Source organism: Bradyrhizobium elkanii WSM2783, from assembly GCF_000472865.1.
Lineage (GTDB): Bacteria > Pseudomonadota > Alphaproteobacteria > Rhizobiales > Xanthobacteraceae > Bradyrhizobium > Bradyrhizobium elkanii_A.
In genome coordinates, this window is sequence record NZ_AXAP01000063.1 from 21,835 (window position 1) to 48,050 (window position 26,216).

The window sequence follows — 26,216 nt, forward strand, 5'->3', positions numbered from 1 at the left end:
TGGCTATCGTCATTGCGAGTGAAACGATCCGTCTTTCCGCTGCTGTCGCATGCTTTCATTCCATCGGCGATCCAATCGTTTGATCTGGCGCGGTTTTTCGCCGTTCATTCCGTATCGTGGGAAACAAAATCAGCGTCGTTGAGATCGTCGAGCGCTCCCGCGATCATCGCGCCGATGCAACATCAGCGAGGCGCGAGATGGCGAAGATGCGGGCGGTCGATGCGGCGGTGCGTATTCTGGAGAAGGAAGGGGTCAATTGCGCGTTCGGCGTTCCCGGCGCGGCGATCAATCCGCTCTATTCGGCGCTGAAGAAGCGCGGCTCGATCCGGCATATCCTCGCGCGCCACGTCGAAGGCGCCTCCCACATGGCGGAGGGTTATACCCGCGCCAAATGCGGCAATATCGGCGTCTGCATCGGCACGTCGGGGCCGGCGGGTACCGACATGATCACCGGGCTCTATTCGGCGATCGCCGACTCCATTCCGATCCTCTGCATCACCGGACAGGCGCCGCGGGCGCGGCTCTACAAGGAAGATTTCCAGGCCATCGATATCGAGTCGATTGCAAAGCCGGTGACGAAATGGGCGGTCACAGTGCGCGAGCCCGGCCTCGTGCCGCGCGTGTTCAGTCAGGCGTTTCACCTGATGCGCTCGGGGCGCCCAGGCCCGGTGTTGATCGACCTGCCGCTCGACGTACAGCTCGCCGAGATCGAGTTCGACGATGAGACCTATGCGCCGCTGCCGGTCTACAAGCCGACCGCGACGCGCGCGCAGGTCGAGCGCGCGCTGGAAATGCTGAACGTGGCCGAGCGGCCGCTGATCGTGGCCGGCGGTGGCGTCATCAACGCCGACGCGTCCGAACTGCTGGTGAACTTCGCCGAGACCGTCAACGTGCCGGTGGTACCGACGCTGATGGGCTGGGGCGCGATCCCCGACGACCACGTGCTGATGGCCGGAATGGTCGGATTGCAGACCAGCCACCGCTACGGCAATGCCACCATGCTGCAGTCGGATTTCGTGCTCGGCATCGGCAATCGCTGGGCCAATCGGCACACCGGCTCGATCGAGACCTACACCAAGGGCCGCACCTTCGTGCATGTCGACATCGAGCCGACGCAGATCGGCCGCGTGTTCAATCCGGACCTTGGCATCGCCTCCGACGCCAAGGCGGCGCTTGAACTGTTCGTCACTGTTGCGAAGGAATGGCGGAAGGCCGGAAAGCTCCGCGAGCGACAGGCGTGGCCGGCCTCATGCCAGGACCGCAAGCGCACGATGCTGCGCAGGAGCCATTTCGACGATATGCCGATCAAGCCGCAGCGCGTCTATCAGGAGATGAACCGCGCCTTCGGCCGCGATACCTGCTACGTCACCGTGATCGGACTGTCGCAGATCGCCGGTGCGCAATTCCTGCGCGTCTATCATCCGCGCAACTGGATCAACGCCGGGCAGGCGGGCCCCTTGGGCTGGACGCTTCCCGCCGCGCTCGGCGTGCGCGCCGCCGATCCGGACCGCGAGATCGTCGCGCTCTCGGGCGACTATGATTTCCAGTTCCTGATCGAGGAGCTCGCGGTCGGCGCGCAGTTCAAATTGCCGTACATCCATGTCGTCGTGAACAATTCCTATCTCGGCTTGATCCGCCAGGCGCAGCGCGGCTTCGAGATGGACTACCAGGTTCAATTGTCGTTCGAGAACATCAACGCGCCCGAGATCGGCTCTTACGGTGTCGACCATGTCGCGGTCGCCGAAGGCCTCGGCTGCAAGGCGATCCGCGTCACCGATCCGAATGATGCGCAGGCGGCGTTCGCGACCGCGCGCGAATGGATGGCGAAGTATCGGGTGCCGGTCGTGGTCGAGTTCATCCTCGAGCGCGTCACCAATATTTCGATGGGCACCGAGATCGACAACGTCATGGAGTTCGAGGAACTGCTCGATCTGCCGCTCGACGAGGTGCCGCCACGCGTTGACGCGCGTCAGCCCGGCAAATTGTTGCCCGCCGAGTAAGGAGTTTGATTGTGCCGAAATTTGCTGCCAATCTCACGATGTTGTTCGGGGAATTGCCGTTCCTGGAGCGCTTCGCCGCCGCCAAGGCCGCCGGTTTTAATGGCGTCGAATATCTGTTCCCCTATGACTTCGATAGAGCCGAGCTGCGCGAACAGCTTGATAAGCACGGCTTGATCCAGGCCCTGCACAATCTCCCCGCCGGCGATTGGGCGGCAGGCGAGCGCGGCATCGCGATCTTTTCCGATCGCGTCGAGGAGTTCCGCGACGGTGTCTTTCGCGCCATTGATTACGCCAAGGCGCTCGATTGCCGGCAATTGAACTGCCTTGTCGGTGTCGCACCGCGCGACGCCGATCCGCTCGAATTGAACGAGGTGCTGGTCAAAAATCTGCGCTTTGCCGCCAATGCGCTCGCAAAGGAGCAAATCAAGCTCCTGGTCGAGCCGATCAACACGCTCGATATTCCCGGCTTCTTCTTGAACCGCACCGAGCAGGCGGCGCAGCTCATCGCTGACGTGGGCTCGAGCAATCTCTTCATCCAGTATGACATCTACCACATGCAGGTGATGGAGGGTGACATCGGCCGTACCGTGCAAAAACACCTGGCGCGCATCGCGCATATTCAGCTCGCTGACAATCCCGGCCGCAACGAGCCGGGCACCGGTGAGATCAACTACCCCTTCCTGTTCCGTCATCTCGACGCGATTGGTTATCGCGGCTGGGTCGGATGCGAATACAAGCCGCGGACGACGACCGTTGACGGCCTCGGCTGGCACGCGGCGCTCACGCTCGTCACCTGATTTGGAGGGGAAATATCGCAATGGCAAAGATTGGATTCATCGGCCTCGGCACCATGGGACGTCCGATGGCGGGTCACCTTCAAGAAGCCGGCCATCGCCTGTTTCTGCATGACGTCGGGCCGATCCCGCCGGAGCTGGTCTCGGGCGGCGGTGTCGTCTGCAAATCGGGCAGGGACGTCGCCCAGGAAGCGGAAGCCGTCATCATCATGGTGCCGGATACGCCGCATGTGGAGGCGGTGCTGTTCGGCCCCGGCGGTGTCGCCGAAGGACTGTCGAAAGCCAAAATCGTCGTCGACATGAGCTCGATCTCGCCGCTTGCGACGAAGGAATTCGCGAAGAAGATCGAGGCGCTCGGCGCAGACTATCTCGATGCGCCGGTGTCCGGTGGCGAGGTCGGCGCCAAGGCGGCGAGCCTGACCATCATGGTGGGCGGGCCGGAGGCTGCGTTCAACACGATGAAGCCGGTGTTCGAGAAGATGGGCAAGAACATCACGCGGGTTGGCGGCAACGGCGACGGACAGACCACCAAGGTCGCCAACCAGATCATCGTTGCGCTGACGATCGGGGCAGTCGGTGAAGCGTTGCTGTTTGCTTCGAAAGCCGGTGCCGACCCCGCGCTGGTGCGGCAAGCGCTGATGGGCGGCTTCGCGTCGTCGCGGATTCTGGAAGTGCATGGTGATCGCATGGTGAAGCGCAATTTCGATCCGGGCTTTCGTATCGAATTGCATCAGAAGGATCTCAACCTTGCGCTCGAAGGCGCTCGCGCGCTTGGACTTTCGCTGCCGAGCACGGCGATTGCGCAGCAACTGTTCAGTTCCTGCACCGCGCACGGCGGCAAGGCGTGGGATCATTCGGCGATGGTGCGGGCGCTCGAGCTGATGGGAGATCACGAGATCGGCACGGCCTGATACGCAAGTTGGGAACCGCGGGAAATCCACACCGGTGTTCCGCGTTCGCCACCATGGAACCGGAACAACTATCGGGCAGGATGGTTGAAGCGCATCGTCAATTTCACTGGAGGAGAATGATGACGAAGCGTCTTGCCATCCCTGTCCTTGCCGCGTCGCTGCTTGCGTCCGGCGCAGCGTTCGCGCAATCCACCACGGTGGAAGGCGCGGCGAATGGCGCTCGCGCGGGCGGCCAGGTCCTGGGTCCTGTGGGCGAGATCGTCGGCGGCACCGTGGGTGCTGCGGTCGGCGCCGGATTGGAAATTCCGAATGCCGTGATCGGCTCGATCCCGCGCGACGAACCGTCGGTCGTGGTTCGCGAGCGCGTCGTAGTCGGCGAGCCGCTGCCGTCCACCGTTGAATTGCGTACGGTGCCGCGGCACACGGAATATCGCTATGCCATCGTCAATGACCGCCGGGTGATCGTCGAGCCGCGCACCCGCAGGGTGGTCAAGATCATCGATTAATGAAGACCGACACACACGCACCTTGATCCTCGCGGGCGCTTCGCCTGCGAGGATCGCGTTGTGCCTCTACAACGGCTGCCGCACGCCGAGGCCGAGCATGAAGCGTTCCCTGATCTGCACGGGATCGCGGCGGGTCGTTCCCGTGCCGGGCTTGTCGTCGATGCGCACGCCGATCAATGTCGGGCCCTCCGAGGCGAGCGACTGATCGATCAGGCGCTCGAAGTCATCCTCATCGGCTGCCCAGGAGCTGTTCGGAAGACCGCTCGCCACCGCGATGGCGACAAGATCGGAGGCCGCCGCTGCTGGCGTTGGCTGCGCGCCGGTGATCTGGTAGATGCCGTTGTCCATCACGACCATGGTGAGGTTCTTCGGCGCCAGCGTCGCGATCGTCGACAGCGAACCGAGCTGCATCAGGAGCGAGCCGTCACCCTCCAGCGCGAACACGCGCCGCTTCGGTTGCGCCAGAGCCACCCCGAGCGCGATCGGAAATGCGAGCCCCATGCTTCCCAGCATGTAAAAGTTCTGCGGGCGATGGCCGGCGGCCCAGAGGTCGAAATTGGTGTTGCCGATGCCGCCGACCACGGCCTCCTCGTCCTTCAGCCTTGCGACGAGACGCGAGGTGAGGTCGAACCGGTTCATCACCTTGGTGTTGCGGGTAGTCGTCTTGGTTGGCGTGTTCATGGGACCGCTCACTTGTCAAAGACCTTGCCGCCGGTGAGCAGCGGCGAGAGGATCAGCGCCACCGGCGCCTGCGTGGTGACGGCCTGCTTGATCGAGCGGTCGACGATGAACTCGAACTCGTCGAGCCGGGTTGCCGTGTGATGCTCCATCGCAAGCGAGTCGAGCACCGGCCGCATGGTGCGGCAGACCAGCGCCTGACCATAGTTGAATTCGCCGAGCGTGCCGCGCTCGGAGACGAACATGATCACCGGGATCTGGTAGGGGATCGCGAGCGAGGCGAGGACATTCGCAAGCGTCGCAAAACCGGAGGTCTGCATCAGCACCGCACCGCGCACGCCGCCCATCCAGGCACCGGAGACGATTCCGACCGCTTCCTCCTCGCGCGCGGTGGGAAACGTCGTGAAGAAGGGATCGGCGTGCAGGTTCTTGATCAGCGGCGTCAGCACGCGGTCCGGCACATAGGGCACGAGGCGAACCTCGTTTCGCTTGAGCGTCTGCAGCACGATGCCGTGCCAGCTCTTCTCCGCTGCGGTCTTGAGCGAGCTTTCATCCTCCGCGAGCGCCATCCTTGCTCTCCCTCACATCCCGCGACGCTGCGGCCGCTTTCTTGCGGCAAAACTTCACCCGACCGGCGCGATTGTCAACATGTCGCAGTCGCAACGTGACCTGCGGTTTCCGCTGGTGCGGACGCCGGTCCGCCATGCGATACAGGCGGCAACGACAATGAGGCGACAGCAGTGGGAGGAATGTCATGGACGATCGGTTCAGGCGAGCCGCCATTGCGGCGGTCATGTCCTCCACGGCCGTTTCCAGCCAGGCCCGTTCATATTCCAGGACACGAACTGAAAGTTGCAGAAGGACATGACCGTCAACAACAAGCGCGTCTTCTACGTCAAATACCTCGCCCACAACATCTATGCGGAAATCCTCAAGGGCCGCCCCGACGTGCGGCTGGACCGGCTGGAGAATGAGAGCCCCGATGAGGTCGCGGCACCCATCCTCGAAGCGGCGCATGCCTACCAGATCGGCGCGGCGCGCGACGAGCTGGCCAGGCACTTCCATGTTGACCAGGATCTGCTCCGCCGTACGCCGAACCTCCTGATCGTCTCCTCCAACGGGGCGGGTTTCGATCCCGTCGACGTCGATGCCTGCACCGCGGCGGGCGTGCTGGTGGTCAATCAATCCGGCGGCAACGCCAATTCCGTCGCCGAGCACGCGCTGGGGATGCTGCTCACTTTGTCGAAGCGCATCATCGAATCCGACCGCGTGCTGCGGCGCCAGCGGGACGTCAACCGCAATGCCCTGATCGGCAACGAGGCGCAGGGCAAGACCATCGGCATCATCGGTCTCGGCAATGTCGGTCGCCGGATCGCCGAGCTCTGCAGGGGGCTCCTGCACATGAAGGTGATCGCCTACGATCCCTATCTGACCGCCGAGGAGATGGGCAAGCGGGGAGGCGAGAAGGTCGAGCTGGACGAGCTCCTGCGCCGTGCCGACTATGTCTCGGTCAGTTGCCCGCTGACGAAGGAGAGCCGCGGCATGATCGGCGGGCGCGAATTCGCGCTGATGCAGCCGCACGCGTTCTTCATCACCACAGCGCGCGGCTTCATCCACGACGAGGACGCGCTGGAGGACGCGCTGCGCAACAAGCGCATCGCCGGCGCCGGCCTCGACGTCTGGGCCAAGGAACCACCGCCGCCGGAGCATCCGCTGCTGCAGTTCGACAATGTGCTTGCCAGTCCGCATACGGCCGGCGTCACCGTGGAGGCGCGCGAGAACATGGGTCGGATCGCCGCCGAACAGGTCCTGGACGCGCTCGACGGCAGGCGGCCCCCGCGGATCATCAATCCCGAAGTCTGGCCGGTTTACGCCAGGCGGTTTGAACGGACGTTCGGGTTTGCGCCGAACTAGGGACGTTGCTGATTGGTCAAATCCACTGCCGCATGCGCAGCCGAGCACGGTACGGAACCGGCGGCTGCCAGGCGACCGGTGTTTAGCAACTCGCGATTGGACCCATCATTTTTGATTTTCCTCAATTCACTTTTCCAGGATGCTATTATTCAAAAAACCGACGCTACCCGTCTAGCAGGAGGCTCCCATGTCACGATTTGTCGTTAGCTTCATGAAGGACGTGCTTGGTGACAATGGTCGCGAACGGGAAGTTTGCCAGAGTTCGCTCGAAATTAATGCCTTGAACGAAGGCGAGGCCGCGGAAATGGCCAAGCAGAAATTCTGCAAGGCGCAGGCGCTGTGTGATTGGTCGCTGCACGCCGACCGCATCCGGATCGACTCGGCAGATTTTCCCTCATAATCATTCGCTCGGTTGAGGTCAGCTCAGGCGCCGCAACGTCGCCGAAGGGCTCTCGCCGAACTTTGCGCGATAAGCACTTGCCATCCGGCTCAGATGGGTGAAGCCAAGATCGAAGGCGATGTCGACGACGCGCTCGTCCGGGCGCGCGTCTTTCAGCCGGCTATTGAGCCGGGCGAGCCGGATGTCCTGCAGCATCGCTGAAACGGTCGTCCCGAAATGACGGCGAAAGCCGAGCTGTAATGCGCGAATGCCGATGCCCGCGGCATCGGCAAGCTGCATGAGATCGAGCGGCTCATCGGCCTGGGCCTCGAGCCAGGCGCGCGCCCGCTTCAGCGGTATCGGCTGCGTCTCGACGCGGCCTTCGAAGACGGCGATCGCCCGGCTCAAACTATGATGCTGGCCATCGAGCAGCGCGCTCAGCAGTCGTTCCCGCCGATCGGCTGCTGCCAGCGGTGACAGGCGCTTTGTCGGACCAAGATGCTCGGCGAGATCGACGAGATCGCAGATTCCTGCCTGAAGCGCATGTCCAAACTGTGTGGTGAGGTCGACCGATGGATCGAACTCCACCGCTCTCGTGGACGTTCCCGCCAGCGCAGCCGCGCGATGTTCCACCAGCTTTCGGTCGAGCAGCAGGATGAGTTGGGCGCAATCCTGTCGCCACGTCATCTGCGTCGGCATGGTCGGCGACAGCAGCGATGCCGCAGCGCCACGCGCAGTCAACACCTCGCGCGCCGCTGTCCGTATCTCCGCGCAACCCTGCAGCGGGATCTGCAACAGGAAAAACCGATCGAGACAGCCGGGATCGATCGAGACCGATCCGCCATAGGCGACATAGTTCACCGAAAACCCGTCGAAGGCTGCGCAATTGTGCTGGGCGCTGAAGTCGTTCTCGAAATGGCCGATCGGCTTCAATTCATGCGGGCAGAAAATCCGTCCGATCGCCTCGGCGGCGTCATCGACACTGCCGGTCGAGACGCGGGCGAAATCCGCAAGCCGCATGTTGGTCAAGGCACCTGCATTCATCGCAACCGCCGTGGAGTTGCTTGAGGTTTAAAATATTGGGAGCCTAATGCATCTCTCGGCGCGGGGAAACGCGGTTTCGGCGCGCGGCGTGCCCGATCGTTATGCGGGCCCTTGCCGTGCGCTTGGGCAACGGCAGCTCTTCCTGCAGCGCAACATGAGCGTCGGGGCCGCGGGATTCGTTTATCGGCTAGACAAGCTGCCACTCCGACGACAGCCTCGCGGGCGCGGTGCAGTCCAGACAGGGAGGTGGCGGAATGGGTGCGCTCGAGAAAGGCATTACGCGGAACGGCACGGGTTACGGCGGCAAGACCTGGAATATCTTGGGCCAGGTCTATTTTCCCAAGGCGGTCACCGACTCGACCTTCGCATTCGAGACCAACAGCGATCCCGGCCAGTTCGTGCCGGTGCACATCCATCCGACCCAGGACGAGTTCATCCTGGTGCAGGAGGGCACGCTCGACCTCAAGCTCGACGGCGTCTGGGTGAAGGCCGAGGCCGGCGACCTCGTGCGCATGCCGCGCGGCATCCCCCACGGCTATTTCAACAAGTCGGACAAGCCGGCGCGCGCTCTGTTCTGGGTCTCGCCGATGCAGAAGCTCGAGGCGCTGTTCGACAAACTGGACAATCTGCAGGACCCGGCCGAGGTGGTGCGCATCTCCGCCGAGCACGAGGTGAATTTCCTGCCGCCGGAAGCCAACGACTGACCTTGACCCGGTAGCGGCTCAACATCGGAAGCAGTGGAATTGCCGGGATCGTGTCCGGCGATGACAATGGCGTGCGCGTACACTCGAACGGGATGGTGATTTTCCGGAGCATCCACATGGTCAAGCAGAAGCATGTTTGCATCATCGGCGCCGGCGTTTCCGGGCTTGCCGCAGCCAAGGCGTTTTCCGAACGAGGACACAGGGTGACCATCGTCGAGCGCAGCGGCGATCTCGGCGGCGTCTGGGAGCCGGCGCGGTCCTATCCCGAGGTCCAGACCCAGAGCCCGAAGGATCTCTATCGCTACACCGACAAGGCGATGCCGGGCTCCTATCCGGAATGGCCGAAGGGGCCGCAGGTCTACGCATATTTGCGCGACTACGCGCACGAGCACGGGCTGGACGATGCCATGCGCTTCAGCACCGCTGTCGTGGCAATGGATCGCCGCGCCGATGGCAAGCCGGGCTGGACCCTCACGCTTCGCACCAGGGACGGCAGCGTGAGCAATGAGGGTTTTGACTTCGTCGCAGTCTGCACCGGCCAGTTCAACGAGCCGCAAACCCTCAGCCTTCCCGGCGAGGATGCGTTCAAGGCGCAGGGCGGCAAGGTCCTGCACTCTTCGCAATATAACGACGCGGCAATGGCCAAGGGGCGTAGGGTGGTGGTGCTCGGCGGCTCGAAATCGGCGACCGACATTGCTGTCAACGCTGTCAACTCGGGCGCTGCCGAAGTCACCATCGTCTATCGCGAGCCGGTGTGGCGCATTCCCTATTTCGTCGGCGGCTTGGTCAACTTCAAGCGCATCCTCTATATCCGCGCCCAGGAAGAGATGTTCCCGGGCTGGGGCATCGGCCCGCTGTCGCGGCTCGCGCATGTGCTGGCCAGGCCGCTGGTGTGGGCGAACTGGCGCGGGTTGGAGAGCCTTCTAAAGGTCCAGCTCAAGCTGAAGCAATGCGACATGGTGCCGAAGCAGCCGATCGAGGACGGCGTCAATTGTTCGGTGCCGATTGCAACGCCCGGATTCTATCCGATGGTGGCCGATGGCCGCATCAAGGCGATCCGCGGCACCTTCGATCATTATGATGGCGACAGCATCGTGATGAGCGGGGGCGAGCGGGTGGCGGCGGATGTGGCGGTGCTTGCGATCGGCTACAAGCTTGGCGTTCCGTTCCTTGCCGAAAGCCATCGCAGCAAGCTGGTCGAGCCCGACGGGCAGTATCGGCTCTATCGCCTGATCGCCAATCCGGATCTGCCGGATATGGGGTTCGTCGGATTCAATTCCAGCTTCGCCACGGTGCTTTGCGCCGAGCTGGCCGCCAATTGGCTGGTGCGCTACGCCGACGGCCAGCTTGCGCGCCAGCCGACTGCCGCGGAGATGAAGGAGAACATCGCGATGATGCTTCACTTCAAACGCGTCGAACGGCCGGCGGCGGGCGTCTATGGCGGGCTTTGCGTTGCGCCCTATCATTACCGTCACTTCGACGAGCTGCTGGCGGATATCGGTACGACCGTCCGCCGGCGCAATCCGCTCGCCGAAAAATTCACGCCGCCGGATGCCGATGCCTATGCGCGCTTCCTTGCTTCAGCACCGGACTATCACGCGGTGGCATAAGGACGGGCAGGCTCCTCGCTCGGTGATGTCCGGCCGGGCACGGCGGCGAGCAGCTCGCGCGTGTAGGGATGCTCGGGCGCCGCGAACAGCGCGGCCGCAGGCCTGAGCTCCACGATCTCGCCACGTTGCATCACCGCGATGCGGTCGCAGATTTGCGCGGCGACGCGCAGATCGTGGGTGATGAACAGCATTGATAGCCCGAGCCGCGCCTTGAGGTCTTCGAGCAGATTGAGAACCTGAGCCTGTACGGAGACGTCGAGCGCGGAGACCGCTTCGTCCGCGACCAGGATCTCCGGCTCGAGCGCCAGCGCGCGGGCGATTCCGATGCGCTGGCGCTGGCCGCCGGAGAATTCGTGCGGAAAACGGTCCATCGCATTGGCGTTGAGGCCGACCATGCCGAGCAGGTCGCGAGCGCGCTGCCGCGCCGCATCGGGATCGGTGCCATGCGCGATCGGCCCGTCCGCGATGATGTTGCCGACCTTGCGGCGCGGATTGAGCGAGGCAAAGGGATCCTGGAAGATCATCTGGATGCGGCTGCGCTCCTTGCGCAGCTCCTTGCCGCCGATCGCGGTGAAGTCGGTGTCGCCGAGGCGGACCGTGCCCTGGTCCGGCTCGATCAGGCGCATGACGAGGCGCGCGACCGAGGATTTGCCCGAACCGGATTCGCCGACGAGGCCGAGCGTCTCGCCCTGCAGGATGTTGAAGTTGACGGCCTTCGCCGCCTGCACGCGGCGCTCCGGCTGGAACCAGCCGCCACCGGAGACATAGGTCTTGTCGAGGCCGATCACCTCGACCGCTTTGGGACGGTCCACAAGCGGAGCGCGCTGTGGCGGCTCCATCGAGGGGACGGCGGCGAGCAAGGCACGTGTGTAGGGATGTTGCGGACGTTGCAGCACATCATCGGCCGCGCCTTGTTCGACCACCTTGCCGTGCTGAAGCACGACCACGCGGTCGGCGATATCTGCGACGACGCCGAAATCATGGGTGATGAACATCACCGCCATGTTGCGGCGGCGCTGCAGGTCGCGGATCAGTTTCAAAATCTGCGCCTGCGTGGTGACGTCGAGTGCGGTGGTCGGCTCGTCCGCGACCAGCACCGCCGGCTCGAGCGCGAGCGCCATCGCGATCATCGCGCGCTGGCGCTGGCCGCCGGACAATTGGTGCGGATAGGCGCGCACGGTGCGTTCGGGGTCGGGCAGGCCGACCTCGCGCAAAAGGTTGAGCGCCTTCTGCCGGCGCTGCTTCGGCGTCAGCAGATTGTGCGCCTCGAACATCTCGGCGATCTGGTCGCCGATCCGCATCAAGGGATTGAGCGCCGTCATCGGCTCCTGGAACACCATGGCGATGTGCCGGCCGCGCAGGCCGAGCCATTGGTCGTCGTCGAGCCGCAGCAGGTTCTGCCTCTCGAACAGGATCTCGCCGGCCTCGCGGCCGATCGTGTCGGGAAGGAGGCCCATCAACGCGTGGGCGCACATCGATTTGCCGGAGCCGGACTCGCCGACCACGCAAAGGATCTTGCCGGGGACGAGATCAAGCGACACGCCGTCGACAGCGTAGGCGCGGTCGGCGCCGGGCGGCAGTGCCAGCTTGAGGTCCTTAATGACGACGACGGCTTTGCTCTCGGACATTGCTCAGCGCCCATCCTTGTTGAGGCGCGGATTGAGCGCGTCGTTGAGGCCTTCGCCGATCAGGTTCAGCGCCAGCACCGAAACCAGGATCGCGATGCCGGGAAACACCGTGATCCACCAGGCCTGCCGGATCACGGTGCGGCCGGCGCCGACCATGTAGCCCCACGACATCAGGTTGGGATCGCCGAGGCCGAGGAACGAGAGCGAGGACTCCAGCAGGATTGCGGTCGCCACCATCAGCGAGGCCAGCACGATGACGGGCGAAAGCGCGTTCGGCAGGATCTCGCGCCAGATGATCCAGCTATGGGTCTGGCCGGTGACGATCGCGGCCTGCACATATTCGCGGGTGCGCAGCGACAGCACTTCGCCGCGCACCAGCCGCGCCACCGGCGGCCAGCTCACGATCGCGATCGCCAGCACGATCGAGACGATCGATGGTTGCATGATCGCCACCAGCACGATCGCGAGCGCAAAGCTCGGCACGGTCTGGAAGAACTCGGTGAAGCGCATCAGGGCATCGCCGATCCGGCCGCCGAAATAGCCGGCGAGGGCGCCGACGGGAATACCGACGGCAAGCGCAGCGAGCGTCGAGACCAGACCGACCAAAAGCGAGACACGGGCGCCATAGATGATGCCCGCGAACACATCGCGGCCGAGCGCGTCGGTACCGAGCGGCAGGCCTGATATCGTGAACGGCGGCAGGAACGGCCGCTGCACCATGCGCCAGGGTGAATTCGGGAAGATCATCGGCCCGAACAGCGCGACCGCGATCGCGATCAGGAGAATGATCGAGCCGATCAATCCGCCGGGATTGCGCAGCAATAGCTTCCAGAACCGCTTCATGCCGCAACCTCGATGCGCGGATCGACCGAGCGGTAGATCAGATCGGTGATCAGGTTGAACGCCAGCACCATCGCCGAGCAGACGACGAAGACGCCGAGCAAGAGGTTATAGTCGCGCTGCAGCAGCGCCTCGTACATCAGCCGGCCGATGCCGGGCCAGGCAAACACGGTCTCGGTCAGCACGGCGCCACCGACCAGCGTGCCCGCCTGCAGGCCCGCAAGTGTCACCACCGGCAGCAACGCGTTGCGCAGGACGTGGCGGCGCTGGATCACCGCGTCACGCAAGCCCTTGGCGCGCGCGGTCTTGACGAAATCGAGCCGCTTCACCTCCAGCATCGAGGCGCGCGTCATGCGGGTGTATGTGGCCATGAAGAACAGGCCGATCGTCATCGCTGGCAGGATCAGGTGCGCACCGACGTCGAGCACATGAGCGAAACCGGTGTAGTTGGCGCCCACCGTCTCGTAGCCGAAGCTCGGCAGCCAATCCATCGCAACCGAGAACAATAGGATCGCCATCAGCGCCACCCAGAACAGCGGCGTGGCATAGAAGATCAGCGCCATTATCGTGATCGCGGTATCGGCCCAACTGCCTGCGCGGCGCGCTGCCAAGGTTCCGAACAGCACGCCTGATAGCAGCGAGATCGCAAACGCCGTGCCGGTCAGCAGCAGCGTTGCCGGTAGTCGCTCCAGGATCAATTGCGACACCGGCGCTTGCTGGCGGAAGGAGAAACCGAGGTCCAGGGTGGCGATGCCCTTCACATATCGATAGAGCTGCACGGGCAATGGCTGATCAAGCCCGAATTTCTCGCGGAGCTGCGCGACGAAGAGTTGATCGCTGGCGCCGGCTTCGCCGGCCATCACCACCGCGGGGTCGCCGGGCGCCAGGCGGATCAGGAAGAAGTTCAAGACGACGATCGCAAGCAGCACGACGATCGCCTTCATAATTCGTTGCGCGATGAATCCGAGCATCGGAACCTTTCAGCTCGTTCGGGAGATGACACAGCCGTGTGCCAAGGAGGCGGTCATCGCTGTCGATTCAACGGGTCTGACCTGGAGGGGCAAGGTTAAACTCTCGGCAGTCGGCGCTTAAGGAATGAACAGCAGCATGGAGATCCTTTTCGCAACCGGGGCGCTTTGCGATTCCAGCGGTTCTATGCAAGGGATGTTCCTGTCGCCAATGATGGGAGCCTGTTCGTGAAGGCCGTCTATACCGAACTGCATCGCAGCCATGATCCGCAATTCTTCCTGGTCCGCGGCGTCGTCAAGCGCACCACCGAACAGCCCGAGCGCGCCGACCGTCTGCTGGCGGGATTGAAGGCGGGCAAGCATCAACTGGTCGAGCCGACCGTGTTCGGGCAGGGGCCGCGGGCGCGGGTGCATAGCGCCGAATATCTGAGTTTCCTCGCGGAAGCCTGGGACGCGTGGTCGGCGCTCGGCGATTCCGGTTCCGAGATGATTGCCAACATCCATCCGGTGCGCAACGCCGCCACCTATCCGACCCATATCGTCGGCCGGCTCGGCTGGCATACGGCGGACACCGCTGCGCCGATCGGGCCGGGCACCTGGGCCGCCGCTTGTGCTGCGACCGACGTCGCAGCGACCGCCGCGCAGATGGTGATGGAGGGCGAAGACGCCGTCTACGCGCTGTGCCGTCCGCCCGGTCATCACGCCTATCGCGATATCGCCGGTGGCTTCTGCTTCCTCAACAACAGCGCGGTTGCGGCCGCGCATCTGCGGCTGATGCATGAGCGCGTCGCGATCCTCGATGTCGATGTCCATCACGGCAATGGCACGCAGGGCATCTTCTACGAGCGAGGTGATGTGCTGACGGTGTCGATCCATGCCGATCCGGCCGCCTTCTATCCGTTCGTTTGGGGCTATGCGCATGAACGCGGTGCCGGTCCCGGGCTCGGCACCAATCTCAACATCCCGCTGCCGATCGGAACCGGCGACGACGGCTACCTCGCGGCACTTGCGACGGCGCAGAAGACGATCGAGGCCTTCGCGCCCGGCGCGCTTGTCATTGCCCTCGGTCTCGATGCCTCCGAGCACGATCCGCTGGCCGGGCTTGCCGTCACCACGGAAGGATTCCGCCGCATCGGCGCCGCGATCGCGCGGATCGGCCTGCCCACCGTGTTCGTGCAGGAAGGCGGCTATCTCTCCGACATCCTCGCCGACAATCTGACCGCGGTGCTCGGCGGGTTTGAAGCGGCGAGGTGAGGGAAGTGCCGTAGGGTGGGCAAAGCGAAGCGTGCCCACCCTCAAGCATCGCGCTCGTGACGGTGGGCACGCTTGCGCCTGTGCTTGTTCGAGCACCGGTGAATGTGGTCCGCTTTGCCCACCCTACGGCACCTGCGCGCTCGGCATGCTCTCTCGACGTCATTGCGAGCGAAGCGAAGCAATCCATAGCGCGGCAAGCGGAGGCATGGATTGCTTCGGCGCGCTCGCATGACGGAGGCCGTCATTCCGGGGCGATGCGTTAGCATCGAGCCCGGAATCGATCCAACCGCAGAGTACGCCGCCTAATGGATTCCGGGTTCGCGCTTTGCGCGCGCCGGAATGACGAGGAGAGATATCTCTAAACTAGCGGCCTCTTTCCGCCGCCTTGATCGCGAGCGTGAGGCTCAGTTTGATCTGCGCGACCATGTCGTCGAGCAGTTCTTCGCGCGTGGTTTCGGCGAGCTGGCCGGTGAGCAGGCCTTGCTCGGCGAGCATGACGACGCCGTGCAGCGCGGCCCAGATCTGCAGCGCGTGGCGCTCGCGCAGGAGGGCGACCGCCGGCGACTCCAGCGCTTCGAGAAGCAGGCCGAATGTCTCCATCGCAGCGCTGTGCAGCTCGCTGTCCTTTGGCGAGCAGGCCATCACGCGCGAAGCGAACATCAGGCGATAGATGCCGTGGCGGCGCTGGCCGAAGGCGAGGGCGGCTTGCGCGAAGCGCGAGATTTTTGTCCGCTTCGACGGTCCGTCGATGGCGTCGCGCAGCATCGTGTTGAATTGGCGAAACGCTTCCGCCGCGACGGCCGTCAGCAGCGCCTCGCGGTCGGCGAAATGCCGGTAGGGTGCGGGCTGCGAGACGCGGAGCTTCTTGGCAAGGGCGCTGATGCTGATGGCTTCGGGGCCGCCGAGTTCCGCTTCCCGCAGTGCAGCGTGCACCAGGGCGTCGCGGAGATCGCCATGGTGATAGGCATTCTGCGGCTTGCGGGCAAGGCGTGTTCCCATCCTAATGTGATAGGCTATAACTTTTCGCTTGACAGCACAACCGGACCGCGAATGTAATAGCTCTAATTTGAGACGTGGCCGAAGCAAGCCGCGTCCGCCGAGAAGCCGAGGAAACGCCAGTCCGCGCATCGAGCCACGGGCATCGATGCTGCGCGCGGCAGAGGGAAGCGCCCATGTCCGGAAAGCTGAAGATTCACGTCGACCAGGACAGGTGCCAGGGACACGCGCGCTGCAAGGCCCTCGCGCCCGAACTGTTCGACCTCGACGACTACGGCAATGCGCATGAGCACGGCGAAGGCCGTGTGCCTGAAGGCCTCGAGGACAAGGCCTATCTCGCCCAGACCAACTGCCCCGAATTCGCGATCGAAGTCATCGAGGAGTGAGGCGCGCGGTCGAACCGCCACCTTCATCCACACTTGATCTGAACGAACACAGCGGAAGGAAACTGCCGATGTCCGATTCCGTCAGCATGATGCCCGAACACCCGCCGGTGACCGACTGGATCCGTGATTTCGACCACACCGATCCGGCCTGGACCGAGAATCCATTTCCGATCTGGGAGCAGTTGCGTGCAGCCTCGCCGGTCGTTCACACCGAGCGCTTCCTCGGCTGCTATATGCCGACCACCTATGAGGCGGTAAAGCAGGTCGCCTACGACACCGAGCATTTTTCGTCTCGTCGCATCATCGTGCGCGACGTGCGGCCGGAGGTCACGCAGCCGGCGCCGCCGATCACCTCCGATCCACCCGAACATAAGCCGGCCAAGCAGTTGCTGCTGCCGCCGTTCACGCCCGACGCGATGAAGAAGCTCGAGCCCCGGGTCCGCGCGATTTGCAACGAGCTGATCGACGAGTTCATCGACGACGGAAAATGCGACGCCGCCGAGCGCTACACGAAGCATATTCCGGTGCGCGCCATCGCCCATATGCTGGGTATACCCGAGAAGGATGGCGACCTCTTCATCAAGTGGATCCACGAAATCCTCGAGCTCGGCATCAAGGATCAGGACATCTTGATGCGCGCGCTCCACGAGATGAGTGCGTATTTCGCGGGCCATATCGCCGAACGCAAGGGCAAGCCGACCGACGATCTGATCACGACGCTGATGAACGCGCGCGACAAGGACGGCAAGCCGTTGTCGGACGCCCATGTGCTTGGCTCGCTGCGACTGCTCCTGGTCGCCGGCATCGATACCACCTGGAGCGCGATCGGCTCCTCGCTCTGGCACCTCGCGAAGACGCCCGCGGATCGCGAGCGGCTGGTTGCTCAGCCGGAATTGTTGCCGACTGCGATCGAGGAGTTCCTGCGCGCCTATTCCCCGGTGACGATGGCGCGCGAAGTGGTGAAGGAGACCACGGTCAGCGGCTGCCCCGTCAAGCCCGGCAACATGGTGTTGTTGTCCTTCCCCGCCGCCAATCGCGATCCTGCGATGTTCGCGGACGCCGACAAGGTCGTGATCGATCGCAAGGAGAATCGTCACGCCGCCTTCGGCCTCGGCATCCATCGCTGCGTCGGCTCGAACCTCGCGCGCATGGAGATGATGGTCGCGATCGAGGAATGGCTGAAGCGGATTCCCGACTTCCGGCTCGATCCGGCCGGCAAGGTGGCGTGGTCGCAAGGCACCGTCCGCGGCCCCCGCGCGCTGCCGATTTTGTTCGGTGCGGGCTGAAGACTGCGTGGCCCGGGTGGAGCGACAGCGTAACCCGGGACACCTCCATCCACGTCTACCAGCGACCCCGGGTTGCGCTTCGCTTCACCCGGGCTACGGACCTGCGCCGGATCAGACGTCCATGTTGCGCAGGCGCTGGCGGTTGCGCAGCACGATCTGGCGCGCGCCGGAGAAGCCGAGAACGCCTTCGTCGTTCAGTTGCGACAGCGCGCGGGAGACCGTCTCCAGTGTCAGTCCGAGATAATCCCCGATGTCGCGGCGACACATCGGCAGCGCCAGCATGCCCATGCCGGCGACAGCAAGGCGGCGATCCATTTCCAGCAGGAAATTGGCGACCCGCTCCATGGCGCTCTTGCGCCCGAGCAGAAGCATGTGCTCTTCGGCGTGCTTGAGATCACCAGCCGTCATGGTCCAGAGCTTGTGGGCGACCTGGACGTCGGTGCCGGCGGCCTGTTCCAGGCTGCGGCGCTTCACCAGACGCACCGTGGTGTCGATGATGGCCTCCGCCGCCAGCCGGTGCTTGGCGCCGGACTCGAGCCCGAAGACGTCGCCGGGCAGGTGAAACGCGCCGATCTGGCGCCGTCCGTCGGAGAGCAGCTTGTAGGTGCGGACCGCGCCGCGGACCACTTGGTAAACGTATTCCGCTGGCTCATCCTCGCCGTAGATTTCCTCATCCTTCCGGTAGGTGAATTCGGTCGCGATCAGGCCGGCATGTCCGGCCAGGCCGCAAAATGGCTCGGTAGGCGCAGGGCCGCCCGGGACAGGCCGGTTGATATTGAGGGAAGCGGTGGCGGGCGACTGGGTGAGCATTGAGCCATCTCCTGTGCAGCGGATGGCTTTTGGTACGCGGAACAAGCGAACTCGGAAATTTCGCTCCATGCCTTAAGGGCTGGCCCCTAAGTAAAGTTACGTAGGTGGGCCGGACCGTAGCCCGGGTGGAGCGCCAGCGTAACCCGGGGGCCGCTGGTAGACGTGGATGGAGGTGTCCCGGGTTTGCGCTGCGCTTCACCCGGGCTGCGAGGCTAGGGGGCGTGAGCGGTCGATCGGTCCGTCTTGATCACGTCCCAGATGCGGGTGGACAGACTGTCCTCGACATGCGGCTTGTGCAGCACATGGCGGATGCCGGCGGCCGCGGCCTTGGCCGGAATGGTCGCATCGGGGTAGCCGGTGATCAGAATGATCGGCGTGTCCACGTCGCGCTGGCGCAAAATCCCGGCGAGGTCGATGCCGCTCATGTTCGGCATCTTGTAGTCGATGACGAAACAGTCGGCGCCGCCCATGGTCATGGCATTCAGCAATGCCTCGGCGCTGCGGAAGGTGCGGACATAGAAGCCGTCGGTTTCCAGAAGGAAACGCAGCGAGCCGAGCACGTCGGTATCGTCGTCCACGACGTAGACAAGAGGGGGTCTGGTGGGTGCGGGCATCACGGCTTTTATCCGCCTTCCGGGCCGGCCATCCGGTCCATCAACCTCCGTTTATAAGCCTCTCGATGCCGGCCGGCTTGATTCAGCTCAATCCTTGAGCGCCCCGGCCCGCATGGCCAGGCGGACCAATTCCGAAAGGCTGCTCGCCTGCATCTTGGTCATCACGTTGGCCCGGTAAACCTCGATGGTGCGGGGGCTGATATTGTAGTCGCGGGCGATCATCTTGTTGGAAAGCCCGGCCACCAGCCCGTCCATGACCTGCCGCTCGCGCGGGCTGAGCGAGGCGATGCGGGCGGCGACGTCCTGGGTCGCGGCCTCGTCGCGGGCGCCGGCCTCGGCTTGGCGGAGCGCGACGTCAATCATCGCGATCAGCCGGTCGTCCTCGAACGGCTTTTCCATGAAGTCGACCGCGCCGAGCTTCATCGCCTCGACGGCGAGCGGGACATCGCCATGGCCGGTCATGATGATGACCGGGAAAGCTCCGCGGCTTTCCTTGACGCGCTTCAAGAGCTCGATGCCGTCGACGCCGGGCATGCGGATATCTGAGACCACGCAGCCGAACTCGATGGTGGGGAGCGTGTCCAGGAAGGCTTGCGCCGATTCGAACAGGCGCACGTCGAAGTCGGCCGAATCAAGCAGGAATTGCAGCGAATCCCGCATCGCGTCGTCATCGTCAATGACGTAGACATTTCCCCTACGCGCCATCTGTCAAACTCTCGTTCGGTACCGCCGGCAGCGTGAAACGAAAGGTCGCGCCGCCCGCGTCATTGGACTCGGCCCACATCCGCCCGCCATGCGCCTCGATGATCGAGCGGCTGATCGACAGCCCGACGCCCATGCCGGTTTCCTTGGTGGTGAAGAAGGTCTGGAACAGGTTTTTCTCCACGTCGTCAGGAAATCCATGGCCGGTGTCGAACACCGACACTTCGATCATGTCCTCGTCGACCGGCCGGTTCGAGGCGATCAGCTCGCGCCGCTCGGACTGCGCCATCGCCTCCAGCGCATTGCGGAACAGATTGACCAGCACCTGCTGGACCTGGACGCGGTCGACCAGCACCAGATCATATCGCGGATCGAGGTTGAAGCGGATCCGCACGTCCTGCTCGCGCGCGCCAGCAAGGCCCAAGGCGCCGGCTTCCTCGACCATCTTCGAGAGACGTTCGACGCGCTTTTCCGACTCGCCGCGGGCAACGAAGTCGCGCAGCCGGCGGATGATCTGCCCGGCGCGGATCGCCTGTTCGGCGGCGCGGTCCAACGCGTTCTCGATCTTGGCGCGGTTCGGGTCATCGCTCGCGCCGAGCAGGCGGCGCGAGCCTTTCATGTAGTTGCTGATGGCGGCGAGCGGCTGGTTGAGCTCGTGGGCGAGCGCGGACGCCATCTCGCCCATTGCGCTGAGGCGCGAGACGTGGACGAGCTCCGACTGCAATTCCTGCAGCCGCGCCTGGGTCTGCTGGTGCTCGGTGAGATCGCGGACAAAGCCGGTGAAATAGGGCACACCGCCGGACTGCATCTCGCCGATCGACAGATGCATCGGGAAGGTGGTGCCGTCCTTGCGCTGGCCGGTCACGATGCGGCCGATGCCGATGATGTGGCGCTCGCCGGTCGTAAGGTAGCGTGCCATGTAGCTGTCATGGCGAGAGCGGTCGGGCTCCGGCATCAAGATGCTGACATTCTGTCCGATCGCCTCCTGCTCGGCATATCCGAACTGCCGTTCCGCCGCGCTCGAGAAGAATTGCATGGTGCCGCGGCCATCGATGACGATCATCGCGTCGGGGATCGTCTCCAGGATCGACCGCAGGTGCCCTTCGCGCGTGCGCAGGGCTTCCTCATGCCGCTTTTCCTCATCGATGTCGAGCACGATGCCGGAAAGGTGCGCGGACGTCTTGTCCCGCGTCAGGCTGCCGCGGAGCCGCACCCAGCGGTCGCCGTCATCATTCCGGCTCAGCCGGTAGGCGAGGTCGAAGGGCTCGCCGCTTTCGGCCGCGCGTGACATCGCCTGTTCGGTGCGTTCGCGGTCATCGGGCCCGAGCAGCGAGAGGAAGAACTCGTAGCTGATCGGCGCGTTATCGGGAACGCCGAACAGCCTGCGCGCGGTGGTCGACCAGGCGAGCTCCTTGGTCGACAGATCAATATCCCAGCCGCCGATCCCGGCTCCCTCGGCGCCGAGCCGAAAGCGCCGATCGGGGGCGCAGTCATCGGAAGGGGAAGGGTCGAGGCCAGTCAAACGCTTTTCCGGTTCTTCGCCGCCGCGGGGCGGATTCGTACAGTGGTCTGGCAGATTATGGTCCGATTGGCCAGTCCTGCTCAAGGGGAGGAGGGACTTCGTCCCGCAGTCGCCGCAACCCGGCAGGTTCGGTGATTGACTTCGGTCAATATGCCAGCGGGGCAGCTGGCTTAAATGAAGAAGCTGACAGAGGATTCGCCTTGTACAAATTTCTCGAGCTGACCGCCGCCGACTACATGACGCGCGAGCCGAAGACGGTCTCACGCGAGATGACGATGGCCAAACTGTGCGAACGTTTCGAGAAGGAGGACTTCAACACCTATCCCGTCGTCGACGGGACGCAGGTGGTGGGGATGGTCTCCAAATTCGACCTCTTGTCCTGCTTCGTCTTCACGCCGGCGCGCATCCTGCCGCGCTATGAGGATCTGATGCAGAAAACGACCGCGGACGTGATGACGTCGGAATTCATCTATGTGGTGCCGGAGACGCGGTTGACGCGGGTGCTCGAACTGATGGTCAATCACCGGCTGCGGAGCATACCGGTGCTCGAGGGCGAACGGCTCGCCGGCATCATTTCTCGCGAAGACGTGATGCGCGCCCTGCGCGACTGCGCCGGCTGATTCCGATTTCAATTTTGACGAAGGAATTGCCGCGTGACGACCGCCCGTCGTCACGCTGCGAAGGGCCGGCGCTTTTTAGCCCGTCTTCGCCCATTCCCTGTCGTCGGGCGAAGCCAGATAGAATCCCGACATCGGCTCGACCCAGCAGAGATGGTCGTGGACCTTCTTCACCCCGGCGACGTTTTCGGTGGCGACCACCACGGCTTGGCGGCTGCGCTCGTCGGTGATGACGCCGCTCAAGTGCACGATACCGTCGCGGACGACGACGCTGAGGCCGAACGGGCACCAATCCGCTTTCTCCAGCGCAGCGATGACGCGGTCGCGGATGTGGTCGTCGTCGGCAGTCGGATCGGGGATATCGCGGGCAAGGCTTGCCACCGCCTGCAGCAGGTTGGACCGCGACACGATGCCGACGATCTCGTCACCGCGAACGACCGGCAGGCGCTTGATGTGATGCTTCTCCATCAGCGCGACGATCGTCTCGACCGGCGTCTCCTCGGTGACCGTGATCGGATCCGAGGTCATGATCTCGGCGACCCTGCGGCCCTGCTCGCGAACGAACTCGGTCGCGGCCGGGCCGGGGCCGAGCAGGAATTTCAGGAACCGACCGTATTTGCGCTGGGTTCCGATCTCGCCGCGGCGCAGGAAGTCGCCCTCGGAGATGACGCCGACCAGCTTGCCGGCGGCGACGACTGGTAGTCCACTGATATGCCGCTGCAGCATCAGGTTGGCTGCATCGACGATGGTTGTTTCAGGCGTGACTGAGATGACCGGGCGGGTCATGATCTGATGGGCGCGCATGGGTTTGTTCCATTTGATGCGGTTGATAGTCGCAGCCTAGCCGTACCGTAGGCCCGGCGTTTGAGGCAGGTCAACGCGTTCGGGCCCGTCGGAATTGAGCAAACGCAAGGCCGACTCCGGAACAGGAACTATTCGTCATGGGCCGGCCACCATGGCTGGTTACGGTGTCGCATCGCAGCGCCATCGCCTCGCAACCTCGATACGGCCAGTGCTGGCCGAAGGTCCGGAAGCAGAGCATGTCCACTTACAGATTGAATCACCTGCTGTCGCCGCGCTCGGTCGCGCTCGTCGGAGCCAGCCCGCGCGAGGGTTCGGTCGGCCGCGCCATCGTGCAGAATATTTCCGGCGGCAAGTTCAAGGGCCAGTTCGGTGTGGTCAATTCGCGCCATGCCGAGATTGCCGGCGTTGCGACGGTCGGCAGTATCGCCGAATTGCCATTCGTGCCCGAGCTCGTCGTGATCACGGCGCCGGCCGCCGCCGTGCCCGGGATCGTCGACGATGCCGGCCAGCGCGGCGCGACCGGCGCCGTCATCATCACCGCCGGACTGGGCCACGGCCCGGGGTCGCTCGCGGAGGCCACCGAACGGGCGGCGCGCAAGCATCGCATGCGGCTGATCGGCCCCAACTGCATCGGCATCATGGCGCCCAGCGTCGGTCTCAATGCCAGCTTCTCGACGCATCTGCCGGCGGCGGGCAACCTCGCGCTGATCTCGCAATCGGGCGCGATCGCGGCCGGCATGGTGGACTGGGCCGCGCAGCGCGTGGTCGGATTTTCCGGCATCGTCTCGATCGGCGATCAGCTCGACGTCGATATCGCCGATCTCCTGGATTATTTCGCGCTCGACGGCGCAACGCACGCGATCCTGCTCTATGTCGAGTCGATCAAGGACGCGCGCAAATTCATGTCGGCGGCGCGCGCCGCGGCGAGGATCAAGCCGGTGGTCGTGGTCAAGTCCGGCCGCATGGCGCAGGGCGCGAAGGCGGCCGCGACGCATACCGGCGCGCTTGCCGGTTCGGACGCAGTCTATGATGCCGCGTTTCGCCGCGCCGGCATGCTCAGGGTCTCCGATCTGCGCGAATTGTTCGACTGCGCCGAGACGCTGGCGCGCGTGGCCTCGCCGCCGGGCAAGCGGCTGGCGCTGCTCACCAATGGCGGCGGCCTCGGCGTGCTCGCGATCGACCGATTGGTCGAGCTCGGCGGAATTCCGGCGACGATCACGCCAAACACTCACGCGCAGCTCGATGCGGCCCTGCCGCCCACCTGGTCCGGCTCGAACCCTGTCGACATCGTCGGCGATGCCGGGGCTTCACGTTATGCCGTGGCACTCGAGGCGCTGCTCGCCGATCCCGGCAATGACGCGGTCCTGGTCATGAATGTGCAGACCGCGATTGCCGCGCCGGACGAGATTGCCTCGACCGTGACCAAGATCGTGACCGAGCACCGCAAGAAGCGGGGCAGGGCGGCCAAGCCAGTGCTTGCGGTGTGGGTCGGCGCCAACGGCGCGATCAGCGACCTCTTCAGCGGCAACAGGATTCCGAACTACATCACCGAGGACGACGCGGTGCGCGGCTTCATGCACCTGGTGCGGCATCGCGAGGTCGTGGAGGAACTGACGCAGGTGCCGCCGGCGATGCCGGAGAGCTTTACGCCTGACGCTCCGGCGGCGCGCAAGATCGTCACCGCCGCGATCTCGGACGGACGCCAGTGGCTCAACCCGATCGAGATCAAAGGGCTGTTCGAAGCCTATGACATCCCGATGGTCGAGACCTATCTCGCGGCCGATGCGGAGGAGGCGGTCAAGTATGCCAACACCCTGTTCGCGCAAGGCATGACGGTCGCGCTGAAGATCATGTCGCGCGACATCGTGCACAAGTCTGATATCGGCGGCGTCATCCTCAATCTGACCACGCCTGATGCCGTGCGCGTGGCCACCGCCGAGATCCTGGGCCGCGCCACGGCGCTGCGGCCGGATGCGCGGGTTTCCGGCGTCATCGTGCAGGCGATGATCGTGCGGCCGAAGGTGCGCGAGCTCATTCTCGGCCTCGCCGACGATCCGACCTTCGGCACCGTGGTTGTGTTCGGCCGCGGCGGCGTCGCGGTCGAGATCATCAACGACAAGGCATTGGCGCTGCCGCCGCTCGACATGCGGCTGGCGCGCGAATTGATCGAGCGCACGCGGGTGTCGCGGCTGCTGCGCGCCTATCGCGACGTGCCGGCGGTGAAGCCGGATGCGGTGGCGACCGTGCTGGTCAAGCTCGCGCAGATGGCGGCGGATCTCCCCGAGATCAGGGAGCTCGACATCAATCCCCTGCTGGCGGACGAGGCCGGCGTGCTCGTGGTCGATGCGCGCGTTGCGGTCGGCATCGTGCCGCGCAAATTTGCGGGGCCCGGGCTCAGCAACTTTGCGGTCAGGCCCTATCCGTCACGATGGCAGCGGCAGCTTGCGGACCGTGACGGGCAGCCGATCGACGGGCGACGTATCTTCGCGCGGCCGATCCGACCCGAAGACGAGCCCCAGATCCACGACTTGCTGCGGCACGTCACGGCTGAGGACCTGCGGCTGCGCTTCTTCGCGCCGATCAAGGAATTCTCCCACGAGTTCATCGCCCGGCTCACCCAGCTCGACTACGCACGCGCGATGGCCTTCGTGGCGGTCGACGAAAGCACCCAGGAAATCCTGGGCGTGGTGCGGATTCATTCCGACTCGATTTATGAAAGCGGCGAATATGCGATCCTGCTGCGCACGGATCTGAAGGGAAAGGGGCTCGGCTGGGCGCTGATGCAGCTCCTGATCGAATACGCGAGATCGGAAGGGCTGAAGGCGATTTCGGGCCAGGTGCTGACCGAGAACATCGTGATGCTCGATATGTGCCGGAAATTCGGCTTCGAGGTGAAGGCCGATCCTCTCGAGCACGGCCTCTGTGACGTCAAGCTGGCGCTGTGAAGCGGAGGAGGCGGTGCTGGTTCTCCCTCTCCCGCAAGCGCAGGGCTGTCCGGGGAAAATCAGCCATAGCAAAATGCCAATTGGTTCGGGGAAGTTCGCGATTTGGGCTTACTGGGATTGATAGGTGGCGGCTCGTTGATCGCGGCCAGGGATCGACGGGTGAACAGAAACTGGCGGATCAGTTCGGCCAGCCTGAGAGGGAGCATCTTGACGCAGTTGGCGCGCGCGGCGATGCGCAACAACAGGTAGGCAATCATCGCAGCGAGCACCTGCAGGCGGATAGCATTGTCGTTGGTGCCGAGGA

25 protein-coding genes and 1 pseudogene are annotated in these 26,216 nt (G+C 64.2%); 13 read left to right on the top strand and 13 right to left on the bottom strand.

Annotated elements, in window-relative coordinates; translation table 11 throughout:
* The first annotated feature begins 197 nt into the window (after nucleotides 1-197).
* The 4 genes from gcl (at nucleotide 198) to YY7_RS0135905 (ending at nucleotide 4,211) form a co-directional block, all read left to right on the top strand.
* Nucleotides 198-2,000: a glyoxylate carboligase gene (gene gcl, locus YY7_RS0135890; protein WP_028167412.1), complete on the top strand. Its 1,803-nt coding sequence runs from the start codon at nucleotides 198-200 to the stop codon at nucleotides 1,998-2,000.
* Nucleotides 2,001-2,011: 11 nt separating this feature from the next.
* Nucleotides 2,012-2,797: a hydroxypyruvate isomerase gene (gene hyi / locus YY7_RS0135895; protein ID WP_028167413.1), complete on the top strand. Its 786-nt coding sequence runs from the start codon at nucleotides 2,012-2,014 to the stop codon at nucleotides 2,795-2,797.
* Nucleotides 2,798-2,817: 20 nt separating this feature from the next.
* Nucleotides 2,818-3,705 (top strand): 2-hydroxy-3-oxopropionate reductase, encoded by an 888-nt coding sequence (locus YY7_RS0135900; protein WP_028167414.1) that lies wholly within the window; start codon nucleotides 2,818-2,820, stop codon nucleotides 3,703-3,705.
* Nucleotides 3,706-3,824: 119 nt separating this feature from the next.
* Nucleotides 3,825-4,211 (top strand): DUF1236 domain-containing protein, encoded by a 387-nt coding sequence (locus YY7_RS0135905; protein WP_028167415.1) that lies wholly within the window; start codon nucleotides 3,825-3,827, stop codon nucleotides 4,209-4,211.
* 66 nt (nucleotides 4,212-4,277) lie between these two features.
* Here the strand turns inward: YY7_RS0135905 and YY7_RS0135910 are convergent, their stop codons facing one another.
* A complete protein-coding gene (locus YY7_RS0135910) occupies nucleotides 4,278-4,892 on the bottom strand; it encodes a thiamine pyrophosphate-dependent enzyme (protein ID WP_028167416.1) in 615 nt (204 codons plus the stop codon).
* Between the two features lie 8 nt (nucleotides 4,893-4,900).
* Nucleotides 4,901-5,458: a thiamine pyrophosphate-binding protein gene (locus YY7_RS0135915; protein ID WP_028167417.1), complete on the bottom strand. Its 558-nt coding sequence runs from the start codon at nucleotides 5,456-5,458 to the stop codon at nucleotides 4,901-4,903.
* 295 nt (nucleotides 5,459-5,753) lie between these two features.
* Here YY7_RS0135915 and YY7_RS0135920 point away from each other — a divergent pair, with 295 nt between their 5' ends.
* Both YY7_RS0135920 and YY7_RS0135925 read left to right on the top strand, forming a co-directional pair.
* Nucleotides 5,754-6,803, top strand: coding sequence for a hydroxyacid dehydrogenase (locus YY7_RS0135920; protein ID WP_028167418.1), 1,050 nt, complete (start codon nucleotides 5,754-5,756; stop codon nucleotides 6,801-6,803).
* Nucleotides 6,804-6,990: 187 nt separating this feature from the next.
* A complete protein-coding gene (locus YY7_RS0135925; RefSeq protein ID WP_028167419.1) occupies nucleotides 6,991-7,203 on the top strand; it encodes a hypothetical protein in 213 nt (70 codons plus the stop codon).
* A gap of 18 nt (nucleotides 7,204-7,221) precedes the next feature.
* On the opposite strand, the gene YY7_RS0135930 is transcribed toward YY7_RS0135925, so the two are convergent.
* Nucleotides 7,222-8,226: an AraC family transcriptional regulator gene (locus YY7_RS0135930; protein ID WP_028167420.1), complete on the bottom strand. Its 1,005-nt coding sequence runs from the start codon at nucleotides 8,224-8,226 to the stop codon at nucleotides 7,222-7,224.
* Between the two features lie 254 nt (nucleotides 8,227-8,480).
* On the opposite strand from YY7_RS0135930, the gene YY7_RS0135935 reads away from it, so the two are divergent.
* Together YY7_RS0135935 and YY7_RS0135940 are read left to right on the top strand one after the other, a co-directional pair.
* Nucleotides 8,481-8,930: a cupin domain-containing protein gene (locus YY7_RS0135935; protein ID WP_028167421.1), complete on the top strand. Its 450-nt coding sequence runs from the start codon at nucleotides 8,481-8,483 to the stop codon at nucleotides 8,928-8,930.
* Between the two features lie 116 nt (nucleotides 8,931-9,046).
* Nucleotides 9,047-10,540: a flavin-containing monooxygenase gene (locus tag YY7_RS0135940; protein WP_028167422.1), complete on the top strand. Its 1,494-nt coding sequence runs from the start codon at nucleotides 9,047-9,049 to the stop codon at nucleotides 10,538-10,540.
* On the opposite strand, the gene YY7_RS0135945 is transcribed toward YY7_RS0135940, so the two are convergent.
* Genes YY7_RS0135945 through YY7_RS0135955 form a run of 3 tightly spaced genes read right to left on the bottom strand, consistent with a single transcriptional unit; the run spans nucleotide 10,525 to nucleotide 13,979 of the window.
* The gene (locus tag YY7_RS0135945; RefSeq protein ID WP_028167423.1) at nucleotides 10,525-12,168 is read right to left on the bottom strand and encodes an ABC transporter ATP-binding protein; all 1,644 of its coding nucleotides are present in this window, start codon (nucleotides 12,166-12,168) and stop codon (nucleotides 10,525-10,527) included. The genes YY7_RS0135940 and YY7_RS0135945 overlap by 16 nt on opposite strands.
* A 3-nt stretch (nucleotides 12,169-12,171) precedes the next feature.
* The gene (locus YY7_RS0135950; protein WP_028167424.1) at nucleotides 12,172-13,011 is read right to left on the bottom strand and encodes an ABC transporter permease; all 840 of its coding nucleotides are present in this window, start codon (nucleotides 13,009-13,011) and stop codon (nucleotides 12,172-12,174) included.
* Nucleotides 13,008-13,979 carry an ABC transporter permease gene (locus YY7_RS0135955; RefSeq protein WP_028167425.1) on the bottom strand — a complete coding sequence of 324 codons (972 nt, stop codon included), beginning with the start codon at nucleotides 13,977-13,979 and terminating at the stop codon, nucleotides 13,008-13,010. Before YY7_RS0135955 ends, YY7_RS0135950 begins: the two co-directional genes overlap by 4 nt.
* Before the next feature lie 225 nt (nucleotides 13,980-14,204).
* Between YY7_RS0135955 and YY7_RS0135960 the strand changes: the two genes are divergently transcribed.
* Nucleotides 14,205-15,230: a histone deacetylase family protein gene (locus tag YY7_RS0135960; protein WP_028167426.1), complete on the top strand. Its 1,026-nt coding sequence runs from the start codon at nucleotides 14,205-14,207 to the stop codon at nucleotides 15,228-15,230.
* 363 nt (nucleotides 15,231-15,593) lie between these two features.
* Here the strand turns inward: YY7_RS0135960 and YY7_RS0135965 are convergent, their stop codons facing one another.
* Complete coding sequence (locus tag YY7_RS0135965; protein WP_028167427.1) at nucleotides 15,594-16,229, bottom strand: TetR/AcrR family transcriptional regulator; 636 nt, start codon at nucleotides 16,227-16,229, stop codon at nucleotides 15,594-15,596.
* A gap of 173 nt (nucleotides 16,230-16,402) precedes the next feature.
* On the opposite strand from YY7_RS0135965, the gene YY7_RS0135970 reads away from it, so the two are divergent.
* Both YY7_RS0135970 and YY7_RS0135975 read left to right on the top strand, forming a co-directional pair.
* Nucleotides 16,403-16,612 carry a ferredoxin gene (locus YY7_RS0135970; RefSeq protein ID WP_028167428.1) on the top strand — a complete coding sequence of 70 codons (210 nt, stop codon included), beginning with the start codon at nucleotides 16,403-16,405 and terminating at the stop codon, nucleotides 16,610-16,612.
* Between the two features lie 68 nt (nucleotides 16,613-16,680).
* Nucleotides 16,681-17,898, top strand: a complete 1,218-nt coding sequence (locus tag YY7_RS0135975) for a cytochrome P450 (RefSeq protein ID WP_028167429.1) — start codon at nucleotides 16,681-16,683, stop codon at nucleotides 17,896-17,898.
* A gap of 111 nt (nucleotides 17,899-18,009) precedes the next feature.
* On the opposite strand, the gene YY7_RS0135980 is transcribed toward YY7_RS0135975, so the two are convergent.
* The 4 genes from YY7_RS0135980 to fixL all read right to left on the bottom strand — a co-directional run bounded on the left by YY7_RS0135980 (nucleotide 18,010) and on the right by fixL (nucleotide 21,546).
* Nucleotides 18,010-18,708, bottom strand: a complete 699-nt coding sequence (locus YY7_RS0135980) for a helix-turn-helix domain-containing protein (RefSeq protein ID WP_028167430.1) — start codon at nucleotides 18,706-18,708, stop codon at nucleotides 18,010-18,012.
* Nucleotides 18,709-18,920: 212 nt separating this feature from the next.
* Nucleotides 18,921-19,322, bottom strand: a complete 402-nt coding sequence (locus tag YY7_RS0135985) for a response regulator (protein ID WP_028167431.1) — start codon at nucleotides 19,320-19,322, stop codon at nucleotides 18,921-18,923.
* A gap of 87 nt (nucleotides 19,323-19,409) precedes the next feature.
* A complete protein-coding gene (gene fixJ / locus YY7_RS0135990; protein WP_028167432.1) occupies nucleotides 19,410-20,027 on the bottom strand; it encodes a response regulator FixJ in 618 nt (205 codons plus the stop codon).
* Entirely contained in the window at nucleotides 20,017-21,546 is a 1,530-nt protein-coding gene (gene fixL, locus YY7_RS0135995; RefSeq protein ID WP_028167433.1) for a sensor protein FixL, read from the bottom strand. Before fixL ends, fixJ begins: the two co-directional genes overlap by 11 nt.
* A 200-nt stretch (nucleotides 21,547-21,746) precedes the next feature.
* Here fixL and YY7_RS0136000 point away from each other — a divergent pair, with 200 nt between their 5' ends.
* Nucleotides 21,747-22,166: a CBS domain-containing protein gene (locus tag YY7_RS0136000; RefSeq protein ID WP_028167434.1), complete on the top strand. Its 420-nt coding sequence runs from the start codon at nucleotides 21,747-21,749 to the stop codon at nucleotides 22,164-22,166.
* 75 nt (nucleotides 22,167-22,241) lie between these two features.
* Here YY7_RS0136000 and YY7_RS0136005 read toward each other — a convergent pair whose 3' ends face one another.
* A complete protein-coding gene (locus YY7_RS0136005; protein ID WP_028167435.1) occupies nucleotides 22,242-22,967 on the bottom strand; it encodes a CBS domain-containing protein in 726 nt (241 codons plus the stop codon).
* Between the two features lie 236 nt (nucleotides 22,968-23,203).
* On the opposite strand from YY7_RS0136005, the gene YY7_RS0136010 reads away from it, so the two are divergent.
* On the top strand, nucleotides 23,204-25,912 hold the full coding sequence (locus YY7_RS0136010; protein WP_028167436.1) for a bifunctional acetate--CoA ligase family protein/GNAT family N-acetyltransferase: 2,709 nt from the start codon (nucleotides 23,204-23,206) through the stop codon (nucleotides 25,910-25,912).
* A 59-nt stretch (nucleotides 25,913-25,971) separates the two neighbouring features.
* On the opposite strand, the pseudogene YY7_RS62225 reads toward YY7_RS0136010, so the two are convergent.
* Nucleotides 25,972-26,216 (bottom strand): annotated as a pseudogene (locus tag YY7_RS62225) (IS4 family transposase); the annotation flags it as partial.

Bases quoted from the DNA above. Each gene is read 5' to 3' on its own strand.
- YY7_RS0135925 (WP_028167419.1), top strand. From the start codon at position 6,991: ATGTCACGATTTGTCGTTAGCTTCATGAAGGACGTGCTTGGTGACAAT.
- YY7_RS0135965 (WP_028167427.1), bottom strand. From the start codon at position 16,229: ATGGGAACACGCCTTGCCCGCAAGCCGCAGAATGCCTATCACCATGGC.
- YY7_RS0135935 (WP_028167421.1), top strand. From the start codon at position 8,481: ATGGGTGCGCTCGAGAAAGGCATTACGCGGAACGGCACGGGTTACGGC.
- YY7_RS0135975 (WP_028167429.1), top strand. From the start codon at position 16,681: ATGTCCGATTCCGTCAGCATGATGCCCGAACACCCGCCGGTGACCGAC.
- YY7_RS0136005 (WP_028167435.1), bottom strand. From the start codon at position 22,967: ATGCGCGCCCATCAGATCATGACCCGCCCGGTCATCTCAGTCACGCCT.
- YY7_RS0135920 (WP_028167418.1), top strand. From the start codon at position 5,754: ATGACCGTCAACAACAAGCGCGTCTTCTACGTCAAATACCTCGCCCAC.
- YY7_RS0135910 (WP_028167416.1), bottom strand. From the start codon at position 4,892: ATGAACACGCCAACCAAGACGACTACCCGCAACACCAAGGTGATGAAC.
- gcl (WP_028167412.1), top strand. From the start codon at position 198: ATGGCGAAGATGCGGGCGGTCGATGCGGCGGTGCGTATTCTGGAGAAG.
- fixJ (WP_028167432.1), bottom strand. From the start codon at position 20,027: ATGGCGCGTAGGGGAAATGTCTACGTCATTGACGATGACGACGCGATG.
- YY7_RS0135930 (WP_028167420.1), bottom strand. From the start codon at position 8,226: ATGAATGCAGGTGCCTTGACCAACATGCGGCTTGCGGATTTCGCCCGC.
- YY7_RS0135955 (WP_028167425.1), bottom strand. From the start codon at position 13,979: ATGCTCGGATTCATCGCGCAACGAATTATGAAGGCGATCGTCGTGCTG.
- YY7_RS0135905 (WP_028167415.1), top strand. From the start codon at position 3,825: ATGACGAAGCGTCTTGCCATCCCTGTCCTTGCCGCGTCGCTGCTTGCG.
- YY7_RS0135950 (WP_028167424.1), bottom strand. From the start codon at position 13,011: ATGAAGCGGTTCTGGAAGCTATTGCTGCGCAATCCCGGCGGATTGATC.
- YY7_RS0135985 (WP_028167431.1), bottom strand. From the start codon at position 19,322: ATGCCCGCACCCACCAGACCCCCTCTTGTCTACGTCGTGGACGACGAT.
- YY7_RS0135900 (WP_028167414.1), top strand. From the start codon at position 2,818: ATGGCAAAGATTGGATTCATCGGCCTCGGCACCATGGGACGTCCGATG.
- YY7_RS0135915 (WP_028167417.1), bottom strand. From the start codon at position 5,458: ATGGCGCTCGCGGAGGATGAAAGCTCGCTCAAGACCGCAGCGGAGAAG.
- YY7_RS0135970 (WP_028167428.1), top strand. From the start codon at position 16,403: ATGTCCGGAAAGCTGAAGATTCACGTCGACCAGGACAGGTGCCAGGGA.
- YY7_RS0135945 (WP_028167423.1), bottom strand. From the start codon at position 12,168: ATGTCCGAGAGCAAAGCCGTCGTCGTCATTAAGGACCTCAAGCTGGCA.
- YY7_RS0136010 (WP_028167436.1), top strand. From the start codon at position 23,204: ATGTCCACTTACAGATTGAATCACCTGCTGTCGCCGCGCTCGGTCGCG.
- YY7_RS0135980 (WP_028167430.1), bottom strand. From the start codon at position 18,708: ATGCTCACCCAGTCGCCCGCCACCGCTTCCCTCAATATCAACCGGCCT.
- YY7_RS0135940 (WP_028167422.1), top strand. From the start codon at position 9,047: ATGGTCAAGCAGAAGCATGTTTGCATCATCGGCGCCGGCGTTTCCGGG.